Annotated in this window: 21 protein-coding genes; 2 read left to right on the forward strand and 19 right to left on the reverse strand. The window is 55.4% G+C overall.

The window, feature by feature from the left end; all coding sequences use genetic code 11:
* The first annotated feature begins 186 nt into the window (after nt 1–186).
* Entirely contained in the window at nt 187–1,146 is a 960-nt protein-coding gene (locus LVY71_RS16780) for a lysylphosphatidylglycerol synthase transmembrane domain-containing protein (protein ID WP_235100984.1), read from the forward strand.
* Nucleotides 1,124–2,563 (forward strand): ArnT family glycosyltransferase, encoded by a 1,440-nt coding sequence (locus LVY71_RS16785; RefSeq protein ID WP_235100985.1) that lies wholly within the window; start codon nt 1,124–1,126, stop codon nt 2,561–2,563. Before LVY71_RS16780 ends, LVY71_RS16785 begins: the two co-directional genes overlap by 23 nt.
* On the opposite strand, the gene LVY71_RS16790 is transcribed toward LVY71_RS16785, so the two are convergent.
* From LVY71_RS16790 to LVY71_RS16880, 19 genes are all read right to left on the reverse strand, one after another.
* Nucleotides 2,560–3,288 carry a class I SAM-dependent methyltransferase gene (locus LVY71_RS16790; RefSeq protein WP_235100986.1) on the reverse strand — a complete coding sequence of 243 codons (729 nt, stop codon included), beginning with the start codon at nt 3,286–3,288 and terminating at the stop codon, nt 2,560–2,562. The genes LVY71_RS16785 and LVY71_RS16790 overlap by 4 nt on opposite strands.
* A gap of 45 nt (nt 3,289–3,333) precedes the next feature.
* The gene (locus tag LVY71_RS16795; RefSeq protein ID WP_235100987.1) at nt 3,334–4,785 is read right to left on the reverse strand and encodes a glycosyltransferase; all 1,452 of its coding nucleotides are present in this window, start codon (nt 4,783–4,785) and stop codon (nt 3,334–3,336) included.
* Between the two features lie 93 nt (nt 4,786–4,878).
* Nucleotides 4,879–6,045, reverse strand: coding sequence for a glycosyltransferase (locus LVY71_RS16800; RefSeq protein ID WP_235100988.1), 1,167 nt, complete (start codon nt 6,043–6,045; stop codon nt 4,879–4,881).
* Nucleotides 6,046–6,091: 46 nt separating this feature from the next.
* The gene (gene asnB, locus LVY71_RS16805) at nt 6,092–8,026 is read right to left on the reverse strand and encodes an asparagine synthase (glutamine-hydrolyzing) (RefSeq protein ID WP_235100989.1); all 1,935 of its coding nucleotides are present in this window, start codon (nt 8,024–8,026) and stop codon (nt 6,092–6,094) included.
* Nucleotides 8,027–8,066: 40 nt separating this feature from the next.
* On the reverse strand, nt 8,067–8,927 hold the full coding sequence (locus tag LVY71_RS16810) for a class I SAM-dependent methyltransferase (protein ID WP_235100990.1): 861 nt from the start codon (nt 8,925–8,927) through the stop codon (nt 8,067–8,069).
* Nucleotides 8,928–8,965: 38 nt separating this feature from the next.
* Complete coding sequence (locus LVY71_RS16815; protein ID WP_235100991.1) at nt 8,966–10,201, reverse strand: glycosyltransferase family protein; 1,236 nt, start codon at nt 10,199–10,201, stop codon at nt 8,966–8,968.
* Nucleotides 10,198–11,337, reverse strand: a complete 1,140-nt coding sequence (gene wecB, locus LVY71_RS16820) for a non-hydrolyzing UDP-N-acetylglucosamine 2-epimerase (RefSeq protein ID WP_235100992.1) — start codon at nt 11,335–11,337, stop codon at nt 10,198–10,200. Before wecB ends, LVY71_RS16815 begins: the two co-directional genes overlap by 4 nt.
* A complete protein-coding gene (locus LVY71_RS16825) occupies nt 11,334–12,821 on the reverse strand; it encodes a hypothetical protein (protein ID WP_235100993.1) in 1,488 nt (495 codons plus the stop codon). Before LVY71_RS16825 ends, wecB begins: the two co-directional genes overlap by 4 nt.
* Nucleotides 12,822–12,848: 27 nt before the next feature.
* A complete protein-coding gene (locus LVY71_RS16830; RefSeq protein WP_235100994.1) occupies nt 12,849–14,039 on the reverse strand; it encodes a polysaccharide pyruvyl transferase family protein in 1,191 nt (396 codons plus the stop codon).
* Between the two features lie 6 nt (nt 14,040–14,045).
* On the reverse strand, nt 14,046–14,732 hold the full coding sequence (gene pseF, locus LVY71_RS16835; protein ID WP_235100995.1) for a pseudaminic acid cytidylyltransferase: 687 nt from the start codon (nt 14,730–14,732) through the stop codon (nt 14,046–14,048).
* The gene (locus LVY71_RS16840; protein WP_235100996.1) at nt 14,732–15,676 is read right to left on the reverse strand and encodes an aldo/keto reductase; all 945 of its coding nucleotides are present in this window, start codon (nt 15,674–15,676) and stop codon (nt 14,732–14,734) included. Before LVY71_RS16840 ends, pseF begins: the two co-directional genes overlap by 1 nt.
* Complete coding sequence (locus tag LVY71_RS16845; RefSeq protein WP_235100997.1) at nt 15,673–16,377, reverse strand: class I SAM-dependent methyltransferase; 705 nt, start codon at nt 16,375–16,377, stop codon at nt 15,673–15,675. Before LVY71_RS16845 ends, LVY71_RS16840 begins: the two co-directional genes overlap by 4 nt.
* Nucleotides 16,378–16,405: 28 nt before the next feature.
* Entirely contained in the window at nt 16,406–17,611 is a 1,206-nt protein-coding gene (gene pseC / locus LVY71_RS16850) for a UDP-4-amino-4,6-dideoxy-N-acetyl-beta-L-altrosamine transaminase (protein ID WP_235100998.1), read from the reverse strand.
* Between the two features lie 23 nt (nt 17,612–17,634).
* Nucleotides 17,635–18,681: a UDP-N-acetylglucosamine 4,6-dehydratase (inverting) gene (gene pseB / locus LVY71_RS16855; RefSeq protein ID WP_235100999.1), complete on the reverse strand. Its 1,047-nt coding sequence runs from the start codon at nt 18,679–18,681 to the stop codon at nt 17,635–17,637.
* A 95-nt stretch (nt 18,682–18,776) separates the two neighbouring features.
* Nucleotides 18,777–19,841 (reverse strand): hydroxymethylglutaryl-CoA lyase-like TIM-barrel protein, encoded by a 1,065-nt coding sequence (locus LVY71_RS16860; protein ID WP_235101528.1) that lies wholly within the window; start codon nt 19,839–19,841, stop codon nt 18,777–18,779.
* A 5-nt stretch (nt 19,842–19,846) separates the two neighbouring features.
* Nucleotides 19,847–20,950, reverse strand: a complete 1,104-nt coding sequence (locus LVY71_RS16865) for a DegT/DnrJ/EryC1/StrS family aminotransferase (RefSeq protein ID WP_235101000.1) — start codon at nt 20,948–20,950, stop codon at nt 19,847–19,849.
* A 1-nt stretch (nt 20,951) separates the two neighbouring features.
* Nucleotides 20,952–21,911, reverse strand: a complete 960-nt coding sequence (locus LVY71_RS16870; RefSeq protein ID WP_235101001.1) for a hypothetical protein — start codon at nt 21,909–21,911, stop codon at nt 20,952–20,954.
* Complete coding sequence (locus tag LVY71_RS16875; RefSeq protein WP_235101002.1) at nt 21,908–23,107, reverse strand: ATP-grasp domain-containing protein; 1,200 nt, start codon at nt 23,105–23,107, stop codon at nt 21,908–21,910. Before LVY71_RS16875 ends, LVY71_RS16870 begins: the two co-directional genes overlap by 4 nt.
* Nucleotides 23,108–23,124: 17 nt before the next feature.
* On the reverse strand, nt 23,125–23,814 hold the full coding sequence (locus LVY71_RS16880) for a class I SAM-dependent methyltransferase (RefSeq protein WP_235101003.1): 690 nt from the start codon (nt 23,812–23,814) through the stop codon (nt 23,125–23,127).
* Between the last annotated feature and the right edge of the window lie 28 nt (nt 23,815–23,842).

Here is a 23,842-nt window from a genome sequence, read left to right on the forward strand (position 1 = left end):
ATCTGCGCCAGATGCCCCGGATCCAAGCTGCTCTCTTTAGCCGCCGTGCCGTGACCACCGCAATAGGCGCAGCTTACCTATTGCCACAGCCCCCCTAAACCCATACCAAGACCGTGAAATTGGCTGTCAGGTGCCGATATACAGGCCCTTCCGTCAGGTCCAGCACGTTAACCATCGCGGTCCGGAATGCGCGGATTTCTCCTTCTAGCCCTTCGAATAGTCGTATCGGCCGCGCTGCTTTACATCGCGTTTCGCGGCATCAATTTCGCGGCGATCCAGTCCCGCCTGAGCCAGATCAGCCCTCTATGGGTTCTGCTGGCGGTGCTGGCGACAATCTTCCAGATTTTCCTCGGCGCGCTGCGCTGGCGTGAAATCAGCGTTCAATGCGCGGCCCCGCTCGGAACCGGACAGGCGTTCCGTTACAACATGATCGGCGCGTTTTTCAACCAGACGCTGCCTTCGACGATCGGCGGCGACGCCATGCGGCTGTGGCTGGTACGCCAGACCGGTGCCACTTGGCGCGCGGCCACCTACTCGGTGCTTGTCGACCGCGCTATCGGCCTGATTGCACTTGCCCTCATCGTCGTCGCAAGCCTGCCCTGGAGCTATGACCTGATCGGCAATGCCCACGGGCGGCTTGCTCTTCTGCTTATCGATATCGCCGCCATATCGGCGGGCCTCGGTTTTCTTGCGTATGGCTGGCTGCCCTGGTCGTGGCTTAAAACACTCTGGCCGCTGCGTCACATCCACGCCTGTTCGGTGATCGCCAATCAGGTCATTTTCAACCGCCGCAGCGGACCGAAGATCGCGGTGCTATCGTTGCTCATCCATGTGATGGCGGTTGTGATCGCCTGGTGCGCGGTCCGCTCCATCGCGGCGCCTGCGGCCTTCGAACAACTGTTCATGCTGATCCCGCCGATCATGCTGATCACCATGCTGCCCATTTCGATTGCCGGCTGGGGCGTGCGCGAAGCGACGATGATGGTCGCATTCGGTTACGCCGGCCTCGCACAGACCGACGGCACGGTGGTCTCGCTGCTGTTCGGGGCGTCGTCGTTCATCGTGGGGGCAATCGGCGGGCTGGTCTGGATTCTGAGCGCCGAGAAAACATCCGAGATCTCTCATGTCGCTCCCGAAGGCGAATAGTCTTTCTGCACAAACCGGCGTGCCATTGGAGCGCTCAGGCCGCTATCTTCTCCCGACGATTTTTTTGGCGGCCTTGCTTGTCCGCTGGGCTTACGCCCTCGCCATGTATGCCGTCATGGGCGACGACGGACTAAAAGGCGTCGACTCATTCACGTATGCCAGCGGCGGCAGCGATTTTGCCGAAGCCCTCAAAGCCGGCACGGTTCATGGGGCGCAGTGGTTCGGCCAGCATGTCTATACAATGCCACTTTATCATTGGCTCGCGGCAATCCCGTTTCTGGCTTTCGGAAATGCCCACGGAACTCTCGGCTACATCCTGATGCAGGGCATGTTCGACGCCGGCACATGCGTTGCCGTGCATCGCATCGCATCGCGATTTTCCTCTCGCGTCGCCATGGCCGCCGCCCTGGTTGCGATCCTTAATCCGACCCAGATCGTCCTGAGTGGATTGTTCTACACCGACACATCGTTTGTCTTCTTCGTCGCCATGGCGTTCTGGGTGATGCTGCGATGGGTCGAGATTCCCTCGTGGCGAAACGCCATTCTGCTCGGCGTTGCTCTCGGCTGCGCAGCTCTTATTCGGGCACTCATAGTGCCGTGGGCGTTTTTTGCGCTGGCTCTGCTTGCCGGCTACATGTTTTGGAGAAAGGCCGCCCCACGAACGGTTGCGACGATCGCCGCGGCTTTCATCACCCTGTCTGCATGTATCGGTGTCATTGTCGCAAAGAATATTGCGGTATTCGGAACCGCTGGCTTGACACCACAGGGAGGTATTCATCTCGCGCTTTGGGTCGTTCCGCTTGCCAGGGAAATGCACGACAGAACGCCCTACATGACCAGCTATGCCGAACTGGAAAAGCGGACGATCGAGAGATTTGGCCCGCATCCTGCAAACCCGTTCGAGCAATCCCGGCAATACACGATCATCGCGAAGGAAGCGCTCAAGGAAATTCCGTTCAGCGCGATTGCAAAATCCTGGTTGTCCGGCATGACCATCAATCTGGTTTCACCTGCCGTGCTGCTCTCGCCGCCCGTCTCGCACCTGCCCCGCCCCGGTTTCTATAACACGCCCGGCAATTCGTTCTTCGACAAGGCCGTCAACTATGCCTTCCATTCAGGTCAACCGGCCTACACTTGGGCGTTGCTGATCGGAAGCGCCGGGTTGGCACTCATGCGCCTACTGCAGTTGCTCGGTTTCGTATCCCTGGCGAGACGGACTTTGAACTGGCCCGCGCTCTTCCTGGCGGCATCGTGGTGCGGATATATTCTGCTGGTCAATGGGCCGGTGGCTTCGCCGAAATACCGGTTGCCGCTGGAGCCGTTGTTCAACGTGGTGGCCGGCGCAGGACTGATCGCTCTTCGTGACCGGCGCCTGAAACCTGATGCCGAGAATGCCGGCGGGCACGCGTCAGCCTAGCCGCCTCGCTTTTCGATCACGGTCAGCAGACGAAAGCCGAAATAGCGACCCAGAGTAGCTTCGGCATGCTTTTCAAACCAGAGCATGGCCCGTGCAGTCGGCTCATTCATCAACGACCACGGCCTGAATCCGCCACTGAACGGATAAGCCACAAACGAAAACCATTGGGTTTCACGGATCACAAGGTCCGGGAATTTGGCGTGGAACTTGTCGCGATGAGTCGTCGCCAGCAACGTCGGAATCGCCTGATTGGAATCGTAGGGATCGCGGCCTCGGTCGGGTAATCCTTCCAGCAGCGGGTCCGCGTCCATCTGCACCGGTTCATGATGCAGCAGGCGATAGAACAGTCTGCTGCCGAACGTAATTCCCGGCTCCGCCATGATGATCCGCCCGCCAGGACGCAACACTCGGGAGGCTTCGCGAAACAGCAGCGCCGGAAACTCGATATGGTGAAGCACGTCGAGCATCACGATGTTGGATAACGCACCGTCCGCAAACGGAAGTTTCTGCGCATCGGCGATGAGATCGAGCCACGGCGCGAACTGGATGTCCGACGAAATAAGATCAGCAATCCGCTCTTTCAGATTGCCCACACCGCCGCCGATCTCAAGCGTCGTTCCCGGAACGGTACGGTGTGCTATTCGCTCAAAAATATCGTTGTACACCGTGCGCAGGACCGGCTTCTGTTCCCAGACTGAACGGTAGCGGTCAAGAACACTGGGCATTGCGCATCAACCGTTTTCGGTGCCGGGCGTGTTCAAGCATCGAGATCAGATCGCCTTGATCTTGAAGAAAGCGAAAACCACCATCCTCAACAGCATCACCCCATGCCGGAAACGCGAAATCTGCGTTTCACCATAGGACCGTGCCGCGTATCGGATCGGGAGATCGATCGTCTTGAGATTGAGCTTGGACGCGCCGAAAATCAGATCGAAATCTCCAAAAGGATCGAAATCCCCGAAATAGGCCTTGCCATCGCGAAGACGATAATAGTCGGACCGCCGCATCACTTTGGTGCCACACAGAGTATCCGTATAGCGCTGGTTCAGCAGCCACGAAAACAGATAGGAGAAAATCTTATTGGCGATCAAGTTGAGGAAGCGCATAGCATCATCCTCAAGCGGATAGACAAGACGCGAGCCGTTGATGAATTCGCCTTTCCCAGATTTGATTGCATCCCAGAATTTCGGCAATTGCTCGGGCGGCATGGTGAGATCCGCATCGAGGATCATCAGGACATCGCCGCGCGCCACGTCATAGGCTGTGAAGACGGCATCGGCCTTGCCCTTGCCGGGCTGACGCATCAGCTTGATGTCCTTGTTCGGATAGGCCGCCTTGACGCGCTCCATCTCTTCGAAGGTGCCGTCCTTGCTGTGGCCTTCAATGAAGATGATTTCGATATCGTCGCAGAACTGCGGCAGGCGCTGAACCGCAGGCTCGATATTGCCACGCTCGTTGCGGGCGGGAATGACCACCGTTGCCGATTTGAGGTCTTCCTTTGCTGCGAGCCATGAACGGCAAACCGAATAATGCCGCAAGGCAAAGAAACGGAAGCCCGGCAGAATGCTGATGAAGCGGTTGACCAGATGCCCAAGCCCGAACAGCGAGACCGGCATGAGCATTCGTTGCTCCGCCTTAACCGGCTCGAAGTCTGCAAGTTGGGCGATCGCCGCAATGTCCGCGGGCGCGAGTGCATTCTGCGGCGGCAGCGGCATCCTCTGGCCGATCCACTCGGCGAATTTCAGAACCGGCTGCCACAGATGTGAGAAGTAACCGATCACAACGCGCGTCTCGCGCGTGCAAAGCGGATGAAGCTGCGCGAGAAACTTCTGGCAATCGTCCAGCGACCCGACCGCGTCCAGCACGAGGATGTAATCGAATGGCCCTTCCAGCGATGCGATCGTCACTGGATCTTCGGCATCCCCGACAATAAAGGTGAGACCGGGATGTCGTGTTCGCGCAATGTTGATCAGAGCCGGACTGAAATCGACGCCCACGCCATGCGCGGGCTCGAGCGCGGCCAGCGTGTCGCCGATGCCGCAGCCTAGTTCAAGGACACGCGCATTCTTTGGAATCAGGAAGCGTAGATAGTTCTCGTCTTCACGATGAAAGAATGCGGCTTTTTTCCGCCACTCGGCGCGGGACGCTGCGAACCTCTCGGAATGAGACAGAATCTGCGCTTTGCGAGGCGTGGATATGGGCATCGGAGAAGATACTGACATGACAACTATATCATTTCTGGCGGTCGCATTCAGGCGAGCCCTTCTGGCACGCAAATGCCCCGCCACCAAGAGTGAAAAGCGTTCTGTCTCGCTCTAATCCGAATTCTTCAGACTCAAGTCGCTGCCATCGATAATGCTCTGGACCGCCCCCCCGGCTGGCGCTCCAATGCCGCTATAGAGGCGATCATAACGGCTGACGCACGCATCTTGAGAAAACATCGTCACTGCCCGCTCGCGCCCCGCAAGTCCCATCGCCCTGCGTTTTGACCGGTTGGCCGCGAGTTCGAGAATCGCCGCCCCCAGCGAAGCAGGATCGCTGGGCGGAACCAACCGCCCGGACTGGCCATCGACAATCGCATCAAAATTGCCGCCAACGGCGGTTGCGATCATCGGCAGGCCCTGCCCCATCGCTTCGATCAGTGCGTTCGAGAAGCCCTCCTGATGCGACACCAGCAGGCCCATATCCGCAACAGACAGGATCAAATCGACGTCTCGCCGCTCGCCGAGCCAAAGAATTCGATCCGCGATGCCCAGACGTTCGGCTTGCGAACGGAGCCGCGGCCCCTCACCTTCGTCACGTCCGATGACAACAAGTCGCCACGGCTGCGGCAAAAGCTGCGCCACGGAGCCCAGCGCATCCAGCAAATCGGAATGCCCTTTGTAGTAAAACAGGTTGGCGACGATGGTCATGACGAAGGCGTTTGACGGGATGCCGAAGGCCAAACGCTGCTCCCGGCGAATGTCGTCACTCCCGACAGGCGAAACGGTCACGCCATTGTGGATCAGACCGATCCTCTTACGGTCCCCCGCTTCGGCAACGAGTTCTTCGACAACGGCTTGCGAATTTCCCAACAAAGCCGTCATGCGCCGATGGAGCATTCGTTCCGTGCGACCAAGCCATGGATGATTGCGCTGGTAGTGCGCCAGCGAGCGCCGGCTCATGATGCAGGTTCGGTGCCGAGCAGCCATCGCTACGACCGCGCCGACCAGATACGGCTCGGGCAGAAAAAAATGCAAAATGTCGGGACGGGTATCCCGAATGCGGCGATACAATGCTACCGCGGCGACAAGCACATGCATGATCCGTCCGCAGCGGCGCACCGGACCGGAAACCGTTACGTCGGCGCGTGTCAGTTCTGTTTCGAGTTCTCCGTCGCGTTCGAGAACAAACAACTCGATATCAAAACCACGCGCCTTGAGGGCGGGCAGAAGCTGCGTGAGATGACGCTCCGCTCCCCCCGTGACCATCTTCTTGGTCACCACGAGAATGCGCCGCGGCGTAGATCTAGCGCTCTGCATAGTAACTTTAGGCACTCGCCCAGCGTCTGCGCCACGCCTCGAACATCAAAATGGTCCAAAGCGCATAGGCCCAGTTTCTGCGACCCGTGAGATGATCTGCCCACAAGCGTCGTGCCGCGGTCACGTCGATAAAGCCTCCGCCCAGACGCTGCGGATCAAGCATATCCTCGGCCCAGTCTCTCAGCGGTCCGCGAAGCCAATCAGCCAGCGGAACGCCGAAGCCCATCTTCGGCCGATCCAGCAACTGCTTCGGCACAATGCGTTCGGCCACCCGCCGGAGCAGCCATTTGGTTTCACCGTCACGGATCTTGAACCGCCGCGGCAAACGCCAGGCGAATTCGACCACGCGATGATCGAGCAGCGGCGGCCGCGCCTCCAGCGCAACGGCCATCGAAGCGCGATCAACCTTCTGAAGAATGTCGTCAGGCAGATAGGTCATGGTATCGAGCAACTGCATACGGTCGAGGAACGTCGGCATCGCCGCGATCGCTCCCGTGGACCAGGATGTCAGGGGATGCTCGTTCGCCGACGGCGCGAGCGCCGCCGGATCTTCGCATTGGCTGACCAGCCTGCGGTAAATTCCCTCAGGATCGAGCGTCATCACGCCAGCAAACTTCCGCAGCTTGTCGGCGGCCTGTGACGGCCGCAATCCGCGCGGCGCGAGAGACGCAAGGCCATCGACCCACGCCATCGGTATAGCCTGTAGCACGTTCGCGGCTCCCCGCCGCAACTCGAGCGGAAGCCGCGAAAGATTTTGGGACATGCCTTCAGCCAGCCGGTAGCGATTGTATCCGCCGAACAGCTCGTCACCGCCATCGCCAGACAACGCGACAGTGACATGCTGGCGTGTCAGCTTCGACACCAGATGGGTTGGTATCTGCGACGAGTCCGCGAATGGCTCATCGTACATCTGGGCGAGTTGCGGAACGACGCCAAGCGCATCCGACGCGGTCACCACTAGTTCAGTATGCGATGTGCCGAGGTGGCGAGCGACTGCGGCAGCATCCTTTGATTCGTCGAAGCCGAACTCGGGAAATCCGATCGAGAAGGTGCGAACAGGGCCGCGCTCGGCGGCGACCATCAAGCCCGCCACCACAGAGGAATCAATGCCCCCAGACAGAAAAGCCCCAAGCGGGACGTCGGCGAGCATCTGCCGGGAGACCGCATCTGCAAGCAACGCCGAAAGCTGAGCGATGGCCTCCTCGTCCGGGCCATCAAATGGCGACGCGACGCCGCGCTGGGCCACATCCGCAGCGGACCAATAACGGCGGCTGGCGTGCCGGCCGCCCATCGATATCGTCAAATGTTCGCCGGGCATCAGCTTTTCGACGCCACGGTAAATGCTGTGAGGCGCTGGTACATAACCGAAGCGAAGGAAACTCGCGACCGACGATGGGTCAATCTCGAAAGCGAACGTCTGAGCCGCGTGAAGGCTTTTCAGCTCGGAGGCGAAGAAGACCCGATCCCCTCGCCGCGCGACGAAGATCGGCTTGATTCCGAGCCGATCTCGAATGAGGTGAAGAACGCGTTCCTTTCGATCCCACAACGCGATGGCAAACATGCCGTTCAGATCGTCCAGCGTGGGGTTCAAGCCACGGTGCGCAACGGATTCCACGATGGTCTCGGTGTCGGAATGCCCGCGCCAGGCAACCGATCGCAGCGCCTCGCTTTCGCGCATATCGTCGCTGTTGTAAATTTCGCCATTGTAGCAGATCACCCAGCGCCCATCGGCGGACACCATGGGCTGCGCGCCGGCCTCGGACAAATCGACGATGGCAAGACGCCGGTGCGACAGCGCCACGCCGATAGCCCCATCAATCCAGATACCGCTGGCGTCGGGACCGCGATTGGCAATGGCATCGCCCATCGCCTGGGTACGGTGCGTGAGTCCAACCACATCGCCCACGAGGCGGCCATCTACGAAACCGGCTATGCCGCACATAATGGATATTCGCTTGTAGCGTGCGTTCGCATGCGATGTTTCAACAGTAACCCGCGATGGAAAGGATCTTCTTCGCGACGCGATGCATCAGAAGCTTGGGACGACCAATTAATGTGTAGCGCAACGTTTTGGTCTGATATGCAAGGTGGGTCAGGGAAGGATAGGCGTACAGCAGGTCCGCCTCTCCTTCACGGGCGGCAACATAGATGCTGCCGGACTTTCTGTGATTGAGCACCGTTTTGTAGCCGGCCAGGGCCAGCGCATATTCGAGTGACGCACCTGTCGGCCAGAAACTATGAGCGTATCCCGGCAGGCTGGTGTCTTCATTGGCGAGGAAGTTCGAAATCACCACACACAGCAGGCCACCAGGCTTCAGTGACTGGCGCAGCCGTTTCAGAAGGGCATCGGGGTTCGTGATAAAGTAGATCGCGTGCGAGACATGAATGATATCGAACGTCCCGTCGATAGTTGCCGTCTCGATCGGGCCTATGGCTGAACGAATGCCGATCTCATCATGGTGTCTCTTCAGCGCGGGATCGACATCGACGCCCTGCGCGTCCCAGCCGCGATCCGAGAAGTATTTTACGGCCTCACCCAGACCGCACGCAATGTCCAGAAAACGACCGGGCTTTCTATCATGCAGCGCGGTAAAAACATCGAACGTTCGTTCTGCATTTCTGCGCGCCGCCGCGCGCCTAGTATCCCAGACATCGTCCGTCAAAAGATTCGCATGAAGCTTGTCTTGCCTGTCTCGATTCCAAAAAAAAGCCAGAAGTTCAGGCGACGGCTGAAAGCTCGGATAGCCGTTCCCGCAGTGCTTGCAGAGCGACCATCCATAACTACGGTTATCTCCGTGAGCGATACGCCACTCGTGCGTAGCAGGATCGACAATCCATTGCATCGCCCATGCCTCAGACGATTTACAGACCAGACACGTAGTCAAGACACCCTCCACGCCTGAGAGATCTCGATTGTCTTTCGGCACAGATCGTCAAACACCGGGGCGACGTTCGCAATGGCGTATCGATTATCTTCGCGTTCCGGCTGGGCAGGCACATGGACATCGGCGCGCTGTGCGCGCGCAGCTGCAATCTCGTCTCTAATAAGGCAAGCTATATCCCGAGTGGGTGCACCGGGAGAGATCCAGCGCCCGCCACATTCACGGATGATGCGGGCTGCCGTGCCCGGTGGAACAATTCCGACAAGCCGCCGCCGAGCACCGATGTAATCGGCAAGCTTGCTGGGAAAAAATACACTGAGATCTGCTGGTGCATCTATGGTGAGCAAGATATCCGAGGTCTTCATCAAACACAGCGATTCGACATAGGACACACTGCCGCGCGCAACCAGCAAACCTGGAGGCAGCAACTTCCATTCGGGTGATAACATCATGCGCGGGGGAATGCCGCCAACCAACTCAACCCGCACATCGTGTAAGGTATGCGGCTCGTTGCGCTGCAATTCTGCAAGCGCCGCGATTAGCGGTTTCGGGGTCCGATGACCGTAAAAATTTCCGATATAACGCATCATGATCGGCCCCGAAGGTGATCCGTTCGGCTGGACGCCGTACGTCGTCGGATCATAAGCATGCGACAGTAAGAACGCCTTCCTGCGCAGCGCGGCATCATACTTTTTGAAAACGAGATCGACGGTTTCGGACGACGTGAAGACGACGACATCTGCCTGCTTAAGCACGCGGCTTTCCAAGGCGCAATTCACGGGTTTAGACAGCACCTGCAGTCTGCGAAATGGATTGTCTGACCATGGATCACTGAAATGCGCCAGCCATGGCATATTGAAGGTCTTCTTCAAGCGGAGACCTAAGAGATGATCGCTCATCGGTTCACCGAACGTCGCGACCAAATCCGGCTTCCCCGAATTCGCAATCAATGCTTCAACCTGCTTATAGGCCGCATCAACCCACCCACGATAAACGTCAGGGACCGTTCCGTAGAATGGCACAGCTCTCGTCGCAATCCTTTCCAGAAATCCCCGCTTCTCATTGAGCGGCACCACATGATGTTCGACATGCGCACCGAAACCCGACACATCTACATTATTACCGCCGGACACTGCACAAACTTGCATCTTGCTATATGAGAGCAGCCGGCCGATCTGAACCGCCTGCGGGTAAGCCATTGGCGGAAGGCAATATGAAATTGCAAGAATCTTCATCGCAGATTGAGAAGCCCTTGCGCTATGCGCGCCGACGCGTTTCCATCACCAAATATACGACTACGGTATCCCGCAGATTTATCCGCCAATGCCTGCGTAACAGCATCAACAATGGCGCGCTCTTCTGTTCCGACTATCCATACGCCGCCTTGCCCCACAAGCTCTGTACGCTCAGTGGTTTCTCGCAGGATAACGAGTTTTTTTCCGAGCGAAACCGCCTCCTCTTGAATGCCGCCAGAGTCACTAATGATCAGACGCGCATACTTCAAAAGGTACGTGAAGGAAAAATAATCGAGAGGCGCAACAAGAAATATATTGGGGCAGCGTTCGTCACGAATGATCCGATCCACTGGTCCTGTAACTTCCGGATTAGGATGCACCGGAAAAATAAACGGGAGATCGGTACGCACCTTTGCAAGACTCACAATCGCCCTGCAGATGGCTTCAATACCAGCTCCAAAATTTTCCCGGCGATGGGCCGTCACAACAATTGATTTCTCCGTCGCCCGCGGCGACGAAAGAAACGGCAAACCTCGATCGATCAAGGCACTTCGAACCTGATTGCTGAAGGCAGCGTCCTTGTCCAGCTTGTCGCTCACAAAGAAAAGTGAATCGACGCCAGTATTTCCAGTTACGGAAATCTGACTCGCAGCTACGCCCTCGGAGATCAGATTCTCCCGACTCTGATTAGTAGGTGCAAAATGCGCTGTTGCCAGAACAGAATTGAGCCGCCGATTGATTTCTTCCGGCCAAGGCGAATAGCGATCATGTGTCCGCAATCCGGCCTCTACATGAGCAACCGGGAGCTTTTGATAGAAGGCTGCCAGCGCGACCGCAAAGCTCGTGGTAGTATCCCCCTGAACCACGACCCAATCGGGACACCAATCCCTCAACGGAGATTCGATCGAGTTTAGAATGCTAGTTGTGATCTCTGTCAAAGTCTGACCGCGCCGCATGATATCCAGCTCGATATCGGATTCGATGCCGAATGCCAGAAGCATCTCGCGCGCAAGCGACTTGTGCTGGCCGGTATTGCAAACAATGACGTCAAATTGGGGCGTTGCACGGCAGTAACGAATAAGCGGCGCAAGCTTGATAGCTTCTGGACGAGTTCCCAGTGCAAAGAATACTTTCAACGTCCCCCCCGCGACAGGCGCTCCGTAGCGAGCAAGCCATCTTCCATCTCAGCCCTCTTTTCTTCAAAACGTTCCATTCGTTCCACGTGTTGAAGGATAGAACGCAAGAGCCGCTTGATATTTTCCGGCCTATTGCCGTGAAATCCAGGCTCATCTGCAGGCCTGAAAACACATTCATAACGCGCGCTGTAAATCTCGGCCAATGCCTGAACGATATATTCGTCATCAAAGGGATTATCGATCGCGTGCCGAATCCGTTTTGACAATTGATCGATGTTACAAACCCCGCCGAGGTACTCGGCGATAAAACACCCGCCGAGAGCTAATGAGGGCTGTCCCAGCAGAAACGCTTCGAAAACTGCCGTTCCAGTGACAGAAATTGTGAGCTGAGCGCGCTTTATGAGCTCCAACGACGGAAGACCGAAGTTCGCAATTCGAACTCCAGCCCTTCGTCTCAATTCCGCGTAAAACGATGGCGGCCGAATTCCCACTGAAGCCCAATGTTCTTTCACAATAAGAGTGCAGTCACTATCCATCGCAAATCGAATGGCATCAATCGCGCGCATCTGGTCAATAAAGTAAGGCGCAGGCGTATTGATTGAGGACTCCGGAGACGTTTGCAGCGGATAATAGATGAATTTCTCCGGAAGCTCGTTCAGCGCAGCAATATCATAAATGCGACCGTTGCGATAACTGCGAAACTTTCGGATCGCCTCGAGATATCTCGGGAAAGCATACTTAATGCTCGTCGCGAGCAGGGCAGGCTCAAACAATCCCGGGTTATCTATCGTTCGCTTTAGAAACCTGACGAGCCGTTGAGGCGCGCTTTTCTGATAGTGCGGCAGCGGCTCCTCGCCTGCTACAGCAAAACCGGAAGGCCGAAAAGCAGGCATCGCATTTTGCCGAAATTCGCTCAGAAACTGACGAGCCCGCGCAATGGTCTCGCAGTTAGCTTCCCGATAGGCAGGGAGCGTTTCTAGCACATCGCTTGTAAAGGAAACTCCGCCCAAATTTCTAAGGTCTGACGGGATGATGACCGGAATTCCAAGTTCTCGCGCAATCGCAACCAGGGCTTTTCCCTCGAATGTCTCTACGTGCGCCATCAAGATATGCGTCGGCTTGATGCGCAACACGAAACCTTTGTAGATCTGATAAACTTCCAAAGCTCGCGCGACCTGCTGATCCGCAGGACGGTGCTTGAAAATCTTCTTCTCGACCTCAATGTCGGCGTAAATGCTGCCGGGATAATTCTGAAGCGTTGAAAAATCCGAGACGTTGGAGACGTGGCGACTTTGAGCATGCTCCAAGCAAAGCAGGTTTTCGGCCGCAAGTACCTCGCTGACGGGTTCGATATGGTGAGAGGACGGAAGGATCATCGACCATTCGACCTCCGGCGCGAAGGTCTTAGCCAGCTCAATTATATGGCGATAGATGATGGCGTACGTTCCATAGCCATGGACCAAGAACCGAATTGGCTGTTTCATACGCTGCATCACATCAGGCTGTACTGACTATGCGTCAGCACGTCCGTAACTCGGAGTTACGAGATTGGAAAATTCAGCAAAGTTCCGCTGCGCATTCAAAATTGACATATCTCTCACCTTTGCATCAATTTTTGTTCCCAGTGCACTGTCAATGGCTTCAACCAGATCTTCGGCAAACAACCTGCCAAGGGGAAGAACCGGCATTCCAAACAATCCGCAGATGGCATCGATCTTGTTATCAGCCGAGATTCCCACAAATGGCTTCTCATATATTGCCGCGAGAACATGACCATGGAAACGCATACCGCAATGAACATCGATGCTAGAGAAAACGTCCGCCAACGTATCTGCGTCCGCCGAGAGGGAACGCTCCCGGACAAGCGGCCTGTGATCGTGCGGAATACTTCCAGCGATCAAATCCAACACGCCGTGATCCGAAGCCTCATTTGCGTTACCATGGAACGAGAGCAATGAGACCGACCATCCCCGCGCTGTGAGTATAGATATCGCCTTCGATAAGACGGCCAGTTCCTTCCGGGCATTCCCGGTTTCGTTAAGCAACCAGGAATTTATCGACAGCCCAACGTGCCGCGTGGATGGTTCCGGCTGACGGGTCCTATTTTTTATAGCCGGCCGCAGCCATGGCGTGAGACCAAACACAAGATCGCCAGTTAGCGTCGCCTTTGAACCACAACCGGCCTTCTTGCACTCGGCATAAGCGAGATCGTCGCGAACGGCGAAAAGCTCAGACGTCGAAACAATAATCCGCAAAGCGAGCCGGCCCAGCCGGGATTTCAGTTCGGCGACCCCGACACCCAACGCCGCGATCCTCAAGCCCATTAGCCGGGCAAGCAAACAAATCAGTGCCAACAAAATTAGCGGCGCGACCGACTTTCTCTCATGAAAAAGCGTCCCCCCTCCGAATACGAACCAAGCGCAGCTACGGAAATGAAGGCGATATACAAGAAGCGTTTCAAGGGTGCGCCTGACTTTTCCCTTCGATTGATCGGCGAGAATACTATCAATGTTTGTTAATTTCACGGGCGCGCCGACTTGATCGATCCGCCTGATCGGACCTGCATTCCGAACGGTAAACCTTGCGCCCGGGCATATCTCGCAGATACCCATTATGACTGACAGCATAAGTAGATCGTCGCCTAAATTGCCCTGCCCGTAGTAGCCGTATAGAAAAAAGCGATCAGCTGGTTGTTTATCCATACGCGGTTACGACTTTGAAAGACCGCGGGCAACAATCTCCGCAAACCGGAGATCATCCATGTCGTCGATATCAATCGCCTTGTATCGAGGAATCTCATGGGCAATCATCTTGCCATCAATTCGACCCGCCTGAACCTCAGACGCTGGAATGAAAACGAACGTTCCAGAATCAAAATAAGCCTGAGGAAGATCTTGAGACCGCACGTCCGCCATTCCCGGCTGCAAGGCTTCCAACTGGCCGTCCGCATCGAGGTAATATGCCCATTGAACTGGCGCGATAAATCGCGATACGGCAATCACCGTTTGCTTAGATCCCTTCTTTGCAAACAGCTCGGCGCCCTGACGAAGATCGCCAGCATCGATCAGCGGAGCTGTTGGCATCAGAAGACAAACAGAATCAAAGTGCCGACCACGCAAGCCATACTGCTTGAGCGTCCACTGCAACACCGGCAACAACGGCGTGTGATCATCCGCAAGTTCTGGTGCTCGCATAAAATCGACAGGATGGCCGCATTCTGCGGCAACGTCTGCGATCCGCCGACTATCCGTCGATACATGGATAATATCAAAGAGCCCCGATTTCTTCGCCGCCTTGAGAGAGTAGCTCATCAAAGGCGCGCCGAGAAAATCGACAATGTTCTTCTCAGGGATTCGCTTGCTACCGCCGCGCGCGGGCACAATCGCGATTCTCATTACTGGGACGCCTCGCCTACGGGTTCGGAAAGTTTCCATTTGCGGGGATCGATCAGCGCTACCTCATCGGTAGCAAGCACGTCCATGGACGGCAAAGCCCCCGCTCCCGGAAGCGAGGAAAGAATTTCCTCCAGCTCAGTCCGGTCGGTCACTCCCACAATTACAAAGTCACATCCGCTTTTCTCGATCATGAACCCAAGACATGCGGCAATGCGGGAAATTCCACTCAAACTAATAAACTCTCTGTAGCGCGCAAATTGATCATCAAACTGCCTGAAGTAAGTCGGCAGGCTCGATGGCTCGGCCAACAACACTCCTTGCAGAAAAGCAGAACGCGCATGAATCTGGATTCCCAAATCACGCATCCTGTCGATGTGGCCGCTCAGCTTGAGCCGTTGGTCGAATAAATTCAAAGGAACCTGTACGATATCGGGCTGGAACAGCTCCAGTGCACGATCGATCTCATCGCCATCATAAACAGAGATACCGATCGTTGAGACGCTACCACCGGCCTTAAGCTGCTCCAGAAATCGCGCCAACCGCTCTCCACCCGGCTTGAACAAATCCGTACATTGATGGACCAAAACCGCATCGAGTTTCGTGCGACGCAGTCGTTCAAGCGACCGTGATATCGCGTTTCTTACGACCTCTATATCTGCATCGGAAACGATATCGGCCCTGACGGCAGGAATCTTGGTGACTACGCCAATATCCGGAGGCAGGTATCGACCTAACACCTCCTCACTGGCCCCATAATCGACGGCTGTATCAACCAATCTGATACCCGATCGCTGCGCCGCGAGAAGCGTTTCGGAAGCCCTTTCCGGCGAAACCTTACCGCGTGCGTTTGTCACGCCGTATGGTATGCCGAACTGGACGGTGCCAAGTATCAGCCGCTCTGCAACTTTCCGCTGCCGATCAGATATAACCCTCAAATCTGTCATGCCTTTTGAGCTGTCAGACTTACAAATTCGAAATACTCCGCACCATCCCTGTAAGTCCGCCCAATTCGCTCGCTCGAAATGACATTGAATCCGCGATTGCGCAGCAGATCGGCATATTCTTCCTGAGAAATGAATCTGAAAGGATAGGTATTGCCGTAGTAAGGCGACGTCGAACGCGCGATCCCGTCGAGAGTGCTATCATCGATCTTGGCCGCCGGATGATGCATCCCGAACGCATCCGAATTTTTTGATGGCGAATAAGAAAAATATAGTCCGCCCGATTTTGTAACGCGTGCAACTTCGTCGAGACACCGACCAAACTCAATCTCATTGACACAGTATGTAGAGAAGACATCCACAACAGCATCAAACATGTCAGACGAATAAGGCAGGTTCAGAATGCTGCCTGCTTGCAGCGAAGCTGTTTCCCCCCAATTCTCAAGCATAATGCCGCACAAGCGCAATGCTTCTGGAGAAAGATCAAGACCGAAGGTCTCAAATCCCTCCCTTGCGATCATCCAGAGATTCGCTCCGGAACCGCAGCCCAACTCAAGAACCTTTTTCGACGACCGTTGAACTCGATCTATCCCGAAGAAATGACGCCCCATAAACCGCAGCAATTCTTCGTTAGGATAGCGCCGCTGCGCAGCAAAGCCCAAGGATGCATAAGCCGAATCATACCAGCTGCGTACCGTGTTCATCTGCCCAGCCTCCATCGCCTGAGATCTCTCAGTTCATCCCGAGACAATGCGCCAGTGTATCAACGACCCTGCCAACATCGCCATCGGACATCGACGGAAACAATGGCAACGATAGCGTCGCCGCATAGTACGCGGTGGCACCGGGCAGGCTGGATTCACCATACAAGCGCCGATAATATGGCTGCAGGTGAACCGGAATATAATGTACTTGCGATCCGATTCCCGCCTCTCGCAGGCGAACCATGACTTGCTTGCGCGTCATGCCGCTTGCTTTGAAATCAATGCGAACGGCATAAAGATGCCATGCAGGATTGCAGCCTTCAATACGAAGTGGGGGTAACAAAATCGGCGACAGATACTGCAATTGCTCGTCGTAACGGGCGGCAAGCTCGCGGCGCCTGGCGATGAAGGAATTCAACTTCTTGAGCTGACTGTGAGCCAGGGCGCAGTGAATGTCACTGGCACGATAATTGAACCCAATGCTTGGCATTTCATAGTACCAGGGATTCGGCTCGGCATCAGAATCAAGCGCCATATCCCTGTTTTGGAATTGATTTGCCTCGCGCGTCATGCCGTGATTGCGGAACTCCAAGAGCTTCCGATAAACATCCGGATCGTTGGTCGTAACGGCACCGCCCTCGCCCATGGCTATCGTTTTAACTGGATGGAACGAGAAAACCGCCATCGTGCTGTGTCTGCACGATCCGACGCTAACGACTTCATTTCCGTCCAAATACTCCGTACCCAACGCATGGCATGCATCTTCAATGACCACGAACCCGGCCTTCTTGGCGAGTCGTGCGAGAGACGGCATATCCACTGTCTGGCCGGCAAGATGCACCGGCAGCACAGCCCGGATTCCATTCCGGGCCCGGTCAACTATGTCCTGCACCCCATCAATATTCAGAAGACCGGTTTGCGGATCGACGTCGGAAAATACAACATCACCCCCCTGATAACGAACCGCATTTGCCGTCGCGAGAAACGTCATAGGCGGAACAACCGCCCGATCGCCTGGGGACAGGCCGGCGACAGCAGTAGCCATATGCAGCCCTGCGGTTCCGCTTGAGCAGGCGACGGCAAACCTGGCACCTACGCGCTCCGCCAACGATGCTTCAAACTTCTCCACTGTTGGACCGGTGGTAAGCCAATCCCCTCTCAGCACCTCGGCAACAGCCGAGATGTCATCATCGTCAACAACGTGCCGGCCATATGGGAGAAAACTACCAGTCATTAATACGTCTCTACTCAATGGAATCAGCTGGCCATATGCCCGATCAGCTTACGAAGCGTGTCGGCATCGAGCCACTGCGTATTGCTGTCGCTGGCATAACGGAAGTTTTCCGCAACCCGCTTTGCTGCCTCCAGATAAGCTGGGCGCGACCAATATCCGAAACTTGGCTGAATAACGTAATGATCCGACAACTCGATCGTGTTTCGAGCGTCATCCTCCGTAATCATAACTTCATGCAACTTCTCCCCTGGCCGGATGCCCACCAGTTCGTGCGGCATTCCCGGCGCAATCGCATCCGCCAGACTCGTGATCTTCATGCTCGGAATCTTCGGGACGAATATCTCACCTCCGGACATCCGCTCGACACTAGCAGCAACAAAATCCGCCGCCACCGGCAGCGTAATCCAAAACCTCGTCATGCGCGGATCGGTTATGGGCAGAGATTTCGCCCCCTCCGCAACAAGCCGTTGAAAGAACGGGATCACGCTTCCGCGAGACGCCATCACGTTCCCATAACGAACCACGGAGAATCGTGCTCCGCCCGAACCACTAAGGTTATTTGCAGCCAAGAATATCTTATCGGATGCCAACTTGCTCGCACCGTAGAGATTGATCGGACTTGCCGCCTTGTCGGTTGAAAGCGCGATAACCTGACTGACATCACACCGGAGAGATGCGTGGACAATATATTCGGCGCCGAGGACATTGGTGTTAATGCACTCAAACGGATTGTACTCGGCAGTAGGGACCTGCTTCAGCGCGGCCGCGTGAATCACGATGTCTATCCCGCGGAACGCCATTTCCAATCTGGAGCGGTCGCGAACATCGCCGATAAAAAATCTCAGGACGCCGTTGGTGTCGAGCGGATTCAATTCGTTTTGCATATCGAACTGTTTCATCTCGTCGCGCGAAAAGATCACCAGCCGGCGTGGGTTCGCAGACTTGAGCAATCGGCGAATGAAGTGTTTTCCAAACGATCCGGTGCCGCCGGTTACCAAAATCGACTTTCCGTCGAAATGGCGCCAAGCTTCGCTCGCGCTCGTGTCTTGCAGGCTATCTACAGAGTTCATTTAAACCTCTTACTGTGCCTCGACGGCAAGGGAGAGACGCGCCCTCGCGTGTCCGTCCGGCGCCTCTCTAGCTAAAAAATGGTCATGTTCAGCGGTCAATCTCCTGATTGACCTTGACCCGCCAATTTTTCAGCAACGGATTTTACGGCTTCCCGGCCGAGATCGAGGCCACCGGAAATCTTTCCAACCTCGATGGCAAGATCAGCAGGATCTACGTTGGCAGCCTCTGATATCTCATCAATCATCGGCTGGAGGGCCGAATGAACGAATGATTTTCCTTGGATGAGGTCTGGAAAATCGATACCTACTACCAAATCTTCGCTGCGAAATAGGGGCGCGGAGGCCTCCGCGCCGATGATCGCAGGATAAAAATCCCGCGCCAGCCTAGCCAGAGACAAAGCATCACATGCGGTGTCAAATCCGCAACGATCCAGCGCAATCGCAAGAGCTTCTATCTGCGCGTTCCCGGCCGATCGCCCCAGGCCGCGCAACGACGCATCCAGACTCGTGGCGCCGGCATCGATAGCAGCGATTGCATTTCCGACCGCAAGCTGAAGGTTGTTGTGTCCGTGAAAATTTACCGGAAGATTTGTCCTGTCTTTCACGACAGCAACGTAGTCGCGAACCATTGGCGGTGTCATCCCGCCAGCGCTATCCACGATCGAAACGGCGTCGCTTCCCCAGTCTGCAAAACGACGGGCATTTTCGCTTAGTCGAGTCAGGCCAAGGGTATAGGTCTTCATCAAGAACGTAGTAACGTGAACATTCAGTCGCGCGGCATGACGAATGAAATTTTCACCTTCGTCAAAGCGCCCAGCGTCTACACCAACGCGAATGAAATCGATTCCGAGGTCCACAGCCCGGCTGATGTCGTCAGTATTCGCGAAAGCTTGCATTGCGAATACACCGATCTTTGCACTCTTACGGGCGTCTCGCGCTGCGACAATGTAATCTTTGTCGCTAGCTGCGGACCTGACTCGCCCGGATGCTGGCGCGCCAAGTCCGAGACCATGCCCGACTTCGATCCATTCGATACCCGTTTTTTCCAAACGGGAAACGAGGGCCCCAGTATGCGCCGCAGTAAAACCGAAGCCAACTTGATAGCTGCCATCCCTGAGTGTGCAGTCCACCAGTGAAACTTTTCTTGAACCTAGAGTCATCAATATCAAGCTTTCTCACCGATACGGTCGAATGAACGCGCCAGACTTTCGCAACAAGACATAACGCGCGAACGTGTCACGGAACGATCAACCCAAAGGTTGACAATACCCGCCTCGATGTCCGACGCGCCGGGGTATTGCGCTTCCCATTCACCATCGAACCGGAAGAACGGAGGAAGCGCCGGATACCATGAACTGGCGTCAAAATTTTCATTTCGCAAAGCTGTCAGTGCAGCGTTTCGCCACTTTTCCTCCAGCTTGATGTTAAATCGCCACGGCACACTTTCCGAATCTGTTTCCATAAACGATAACGGAAGTCCGCGCAGTCGTTCGGCGTACCCGCTGGCCATGGCACGCCTGTGATCGATTTCACGGTCGATCTGATCAAGCTGGTGGTCAATAGGATCGACTAGGGTATGCTCGAACCGATAGACGTACATTTTCGGGAATGCAGCCCCTAACGCGCCAATTAGCGAGCGAAGTCTCGGCTGCTGCTCGGTCAATGGAGCCAGTGCGTAATAAGCCTTTCGATAATCTTCGGCCCATATGGAGCTTTCCGGATGCCGATTTGGAAGATCGCGCGAAGCAGATCGCAATTCATCTGCAAGCGCATCATCGTCCAGAAGAAGTGCACCTCCCCCGCCAGCATCAAGGATTTTTGTATGGCCAAAACTCAGAATGGTGACATCTCCGAAAGCACCCAACATTCGACCTTCGGTAGATGCACCCAGCGCCTGCGCCACATCCTCGATAAGCAACACATCAAACGCCGAGCAGATGGCCTTTATCTTTTTGATCTTCGCCGGCTGACCATAGAGATGGGCAAGCAACACCGCTCTCACGCTAGAGTTTGACGCAAGCAACCGTTCAAGCTTCTCCGGCGAAAGGTTTCCTGTCGAAGGTTCGACATCGCAGAACTCGAGCTGAAATCCTGCGAGTTGAGCGACAAATGCTGGGCTGAGACATAATGTTGCCGGCAAGACTAGAACATTTCTCTGTGCATCTCTTATGGCGCGAAAAGCAAGCCAGAGAGCCGTAGCTCCTCGCCCGACTGCAATACAATGCTTACGACCGATCAGAGTCGCGAGCCTGTTCTCGAGATGAACCACGCTAAGCATCGATGCGCTTCTCGATCTGGCGGCCAAGGTTGCTCATGGTCACAAACTGAACACTCCTGCCGGCCGCCTCGGCGCAAGCAATAATAGCGAGAACATTCTCGACCAGCCCCTCGATCGCATAAGACAGCAGTCCATGGGCCTTGGACGGCCGGCACTCCGCAAGAATTGCACTCGGATGCGTAACCGCCACCAAGTGTGGCGCATCTTTCACCAGATCAGACAACCCCGTCGCAAGCGATGCCGGGTGAAACGACAGATCCAGATAACGCAGGATCGGCCGCTCATCGTATTCGGCCTTCACCTGGAGCATCGACATAGGAACTTCAATTATTGGGAAATCTGGCTTTCCTGGTACGCGATGATCAGCCCGCGACGGGCGGTAGCCATCCGACGGCGTTGGAAGCCAGTCTATCAGTCTCTGATCGTCCACTCTGCGGCGGCCAGCCATTGCTGTCGCGTCATACTTGATTCCTAGTTCTGACAAGGATCGCATGATCCCCGACGAGCCGTATGCTTCGCCGATACGAGAACATTCCACCTGGTAGCCCATTTGGCGCATATCTGCGACCGATGACTTCAGGGCTTCAGCCAGAGCGGTATCATCGGTCTCTTGCATCCAGTTACCACCAACACGGCGGTAGAGATGCGGATGCCATGAGATTTCATCTCCCCTCTTCTGGGCAGCCCTGAAGATCTCATCATGCTCTTTAAGCAAATAAGCCGGACGGCCGTAGATATCGGCAATCTGGTTGTCGACACGGACAAACCAGGTACATGGTGGAGCAACGCCACGAAATGCCGAGACACTTGTGAGCGCTTCCTGAATTCGACTGATACCAAGAGTTATACAGAGCCACGTCAAACGGCTGCGGTGGCTCTCTGGGTCGATTGATGCATCGAAAACATCTGGATCCAGATCAAAGGTTAGAGCGATCGACAGAGGCTTTGTCACTGCTTTACCCTAGACTCAATGGAGATGTTCAATTTGGAACGTGCGCGCAATAGTGCGCTGCGAGCCTCGATCAAGGTCTCACCCTTAGCGCACAACGCTGCAACACGGTCCGCTCCTGAGCGCAACGGTCCAATTAAGTCTCCGACCTTGCAGAATACCTCAGAGAAGATCAGCCCCGGATCGGAGGCGAGCGATTCCATGCCCTCAATGGCTTGTACGCGCCCTGCAGGAGCCAATGGAAACTCGAGAACAGCAGCTTTAAGTGGACCGGCTTGAACATCCGGGTGATCACCAAGGCAGAGAGCAATCTGCGCCTTGACGGTGTCGACCCCACTAACCCACGGCATGATCTCGGTAAAGACATGAAAACCTGCACCGCGCGCCGCGATCTCCACCATCTTCGGCCCCTCTCGCGTCACAATAAGCTCCGCGTGGATCGGTGCATTACGAATGCCAAGCACCTGAGCAGCTCTTGTTGCGACTTCGACAATTGCATCGCATTCAGACGCAGAGCGCTCTGCCGGAAATATGACAGACGTATCGAGAAGCGCCGGTGGCGTTGTCCGAATTTTATCGCTGACGCAGAAGAGATGGAAATGGTCACCGATCATAAAGCCGTCGACAGCGACCTCTGGTCCTTCGAGAAACGCTTCAACCAGAATGTCTCCACCGTCAGCCACCACGTTGGCCACTGAAAACGCGTCCGAAACGTCTTCCAGCGCCTGCACAAAGGAAACTCCTCTGGATCCGGCGCTATTTGCCGGCTTCACTACGACCCTTGGCCCCAATTTTCGATAAGCTTCGTTGGCCTCATCGATGGAGCGGCAAGAGCGAAACAGGGTAGACGGAATACCGGCGTCACTGAAATTTTTCCGCATTGCAAGCTTATCTGTCGCGTTGCATGCAGCTAAAAACGGCAATCCTGAAAGTCCGAATTTCTCCGCAATGAATGATGCACTGCGCACGCCGGCTTCAGTCGCGAGAGCAAGGACACCGTCGAAAGTGCACTTTTGAGCAATTCCAAAACACGCATCGACATCCTTGATATTTACAACGTGCGATTCATCGGCGCAGGAAAAACCTGGCGCGTTCGCATCGCCATCAAGCGCGATAATCCGATGACCTCGCGTTTTTGCATATTGGATTCCCGGAAGTTGGTGCTGACCTGCCCCGATGAACATGATGGTCTTCTGCACAGACACTTTCAAACCAATCACTTCACAGCAACAGCGTATAGGAAGTCGACATTGGCGCGAGCGTGCTTCTCGATAACCCGACCAGTTTCAACCAAGCGGAATTTCTCGCTCAGAAGCTCCCCAAGTTGCGCTTCGTCCTCAAAATAAGCCATCACCTGCCCACGACGAAAATCATCCGCGGTAATCTCGAAGCGATTTGGACCAAGGTGCTTTGCATTCAGCCGAATATAATGTTCGGACCCTGCGCTGACGACGAAAAGTCGCCCATCTTTATCGAGAACGCGATGATACTCTTCGATTGCCGCTCGCAAGCCAGCCTGATCGTTCTCGTAGTGAACGACATTGATAGACAGCACGATATCAAAACTATCGTTCTCATGACCAAGACTGCGGTTGCTGCCGACACGAATATCCGCAGCGATGCTCTGCTGCTCCGCACACCGCCTTGCAATGCTGACCATGTCTTCATTGATCTCAACTCCAAAGCACCGGGCACCCCGATCATGGAATGGGACCAAATTGTTCATATACATCGCCCCAATATCCAGAACTCGTGTATCGCTGGTGATCTTTGGCGGATTCGTTGAATAAGTCGAAGAGAACAGTGACCGAAGCATCAGTTCGCTGGGATGATGCCGAACAAACTTGCTAAATTCATCTGGAATACCTAGGTTTTTTGTATTCCAGGCGGCCGACTTGTCACTCATCTAACTATCTCGAACGAAGCATCGTCGT

It is taken from the genome of Bradyrhizobium sp. G127 (assembly GCF_021502575.1).
Lineage (GTDB): Bacteria > Pseudomonadota > Alphaproteobacteria > Rhizobiales > Xanthobacteraceae > Afipia.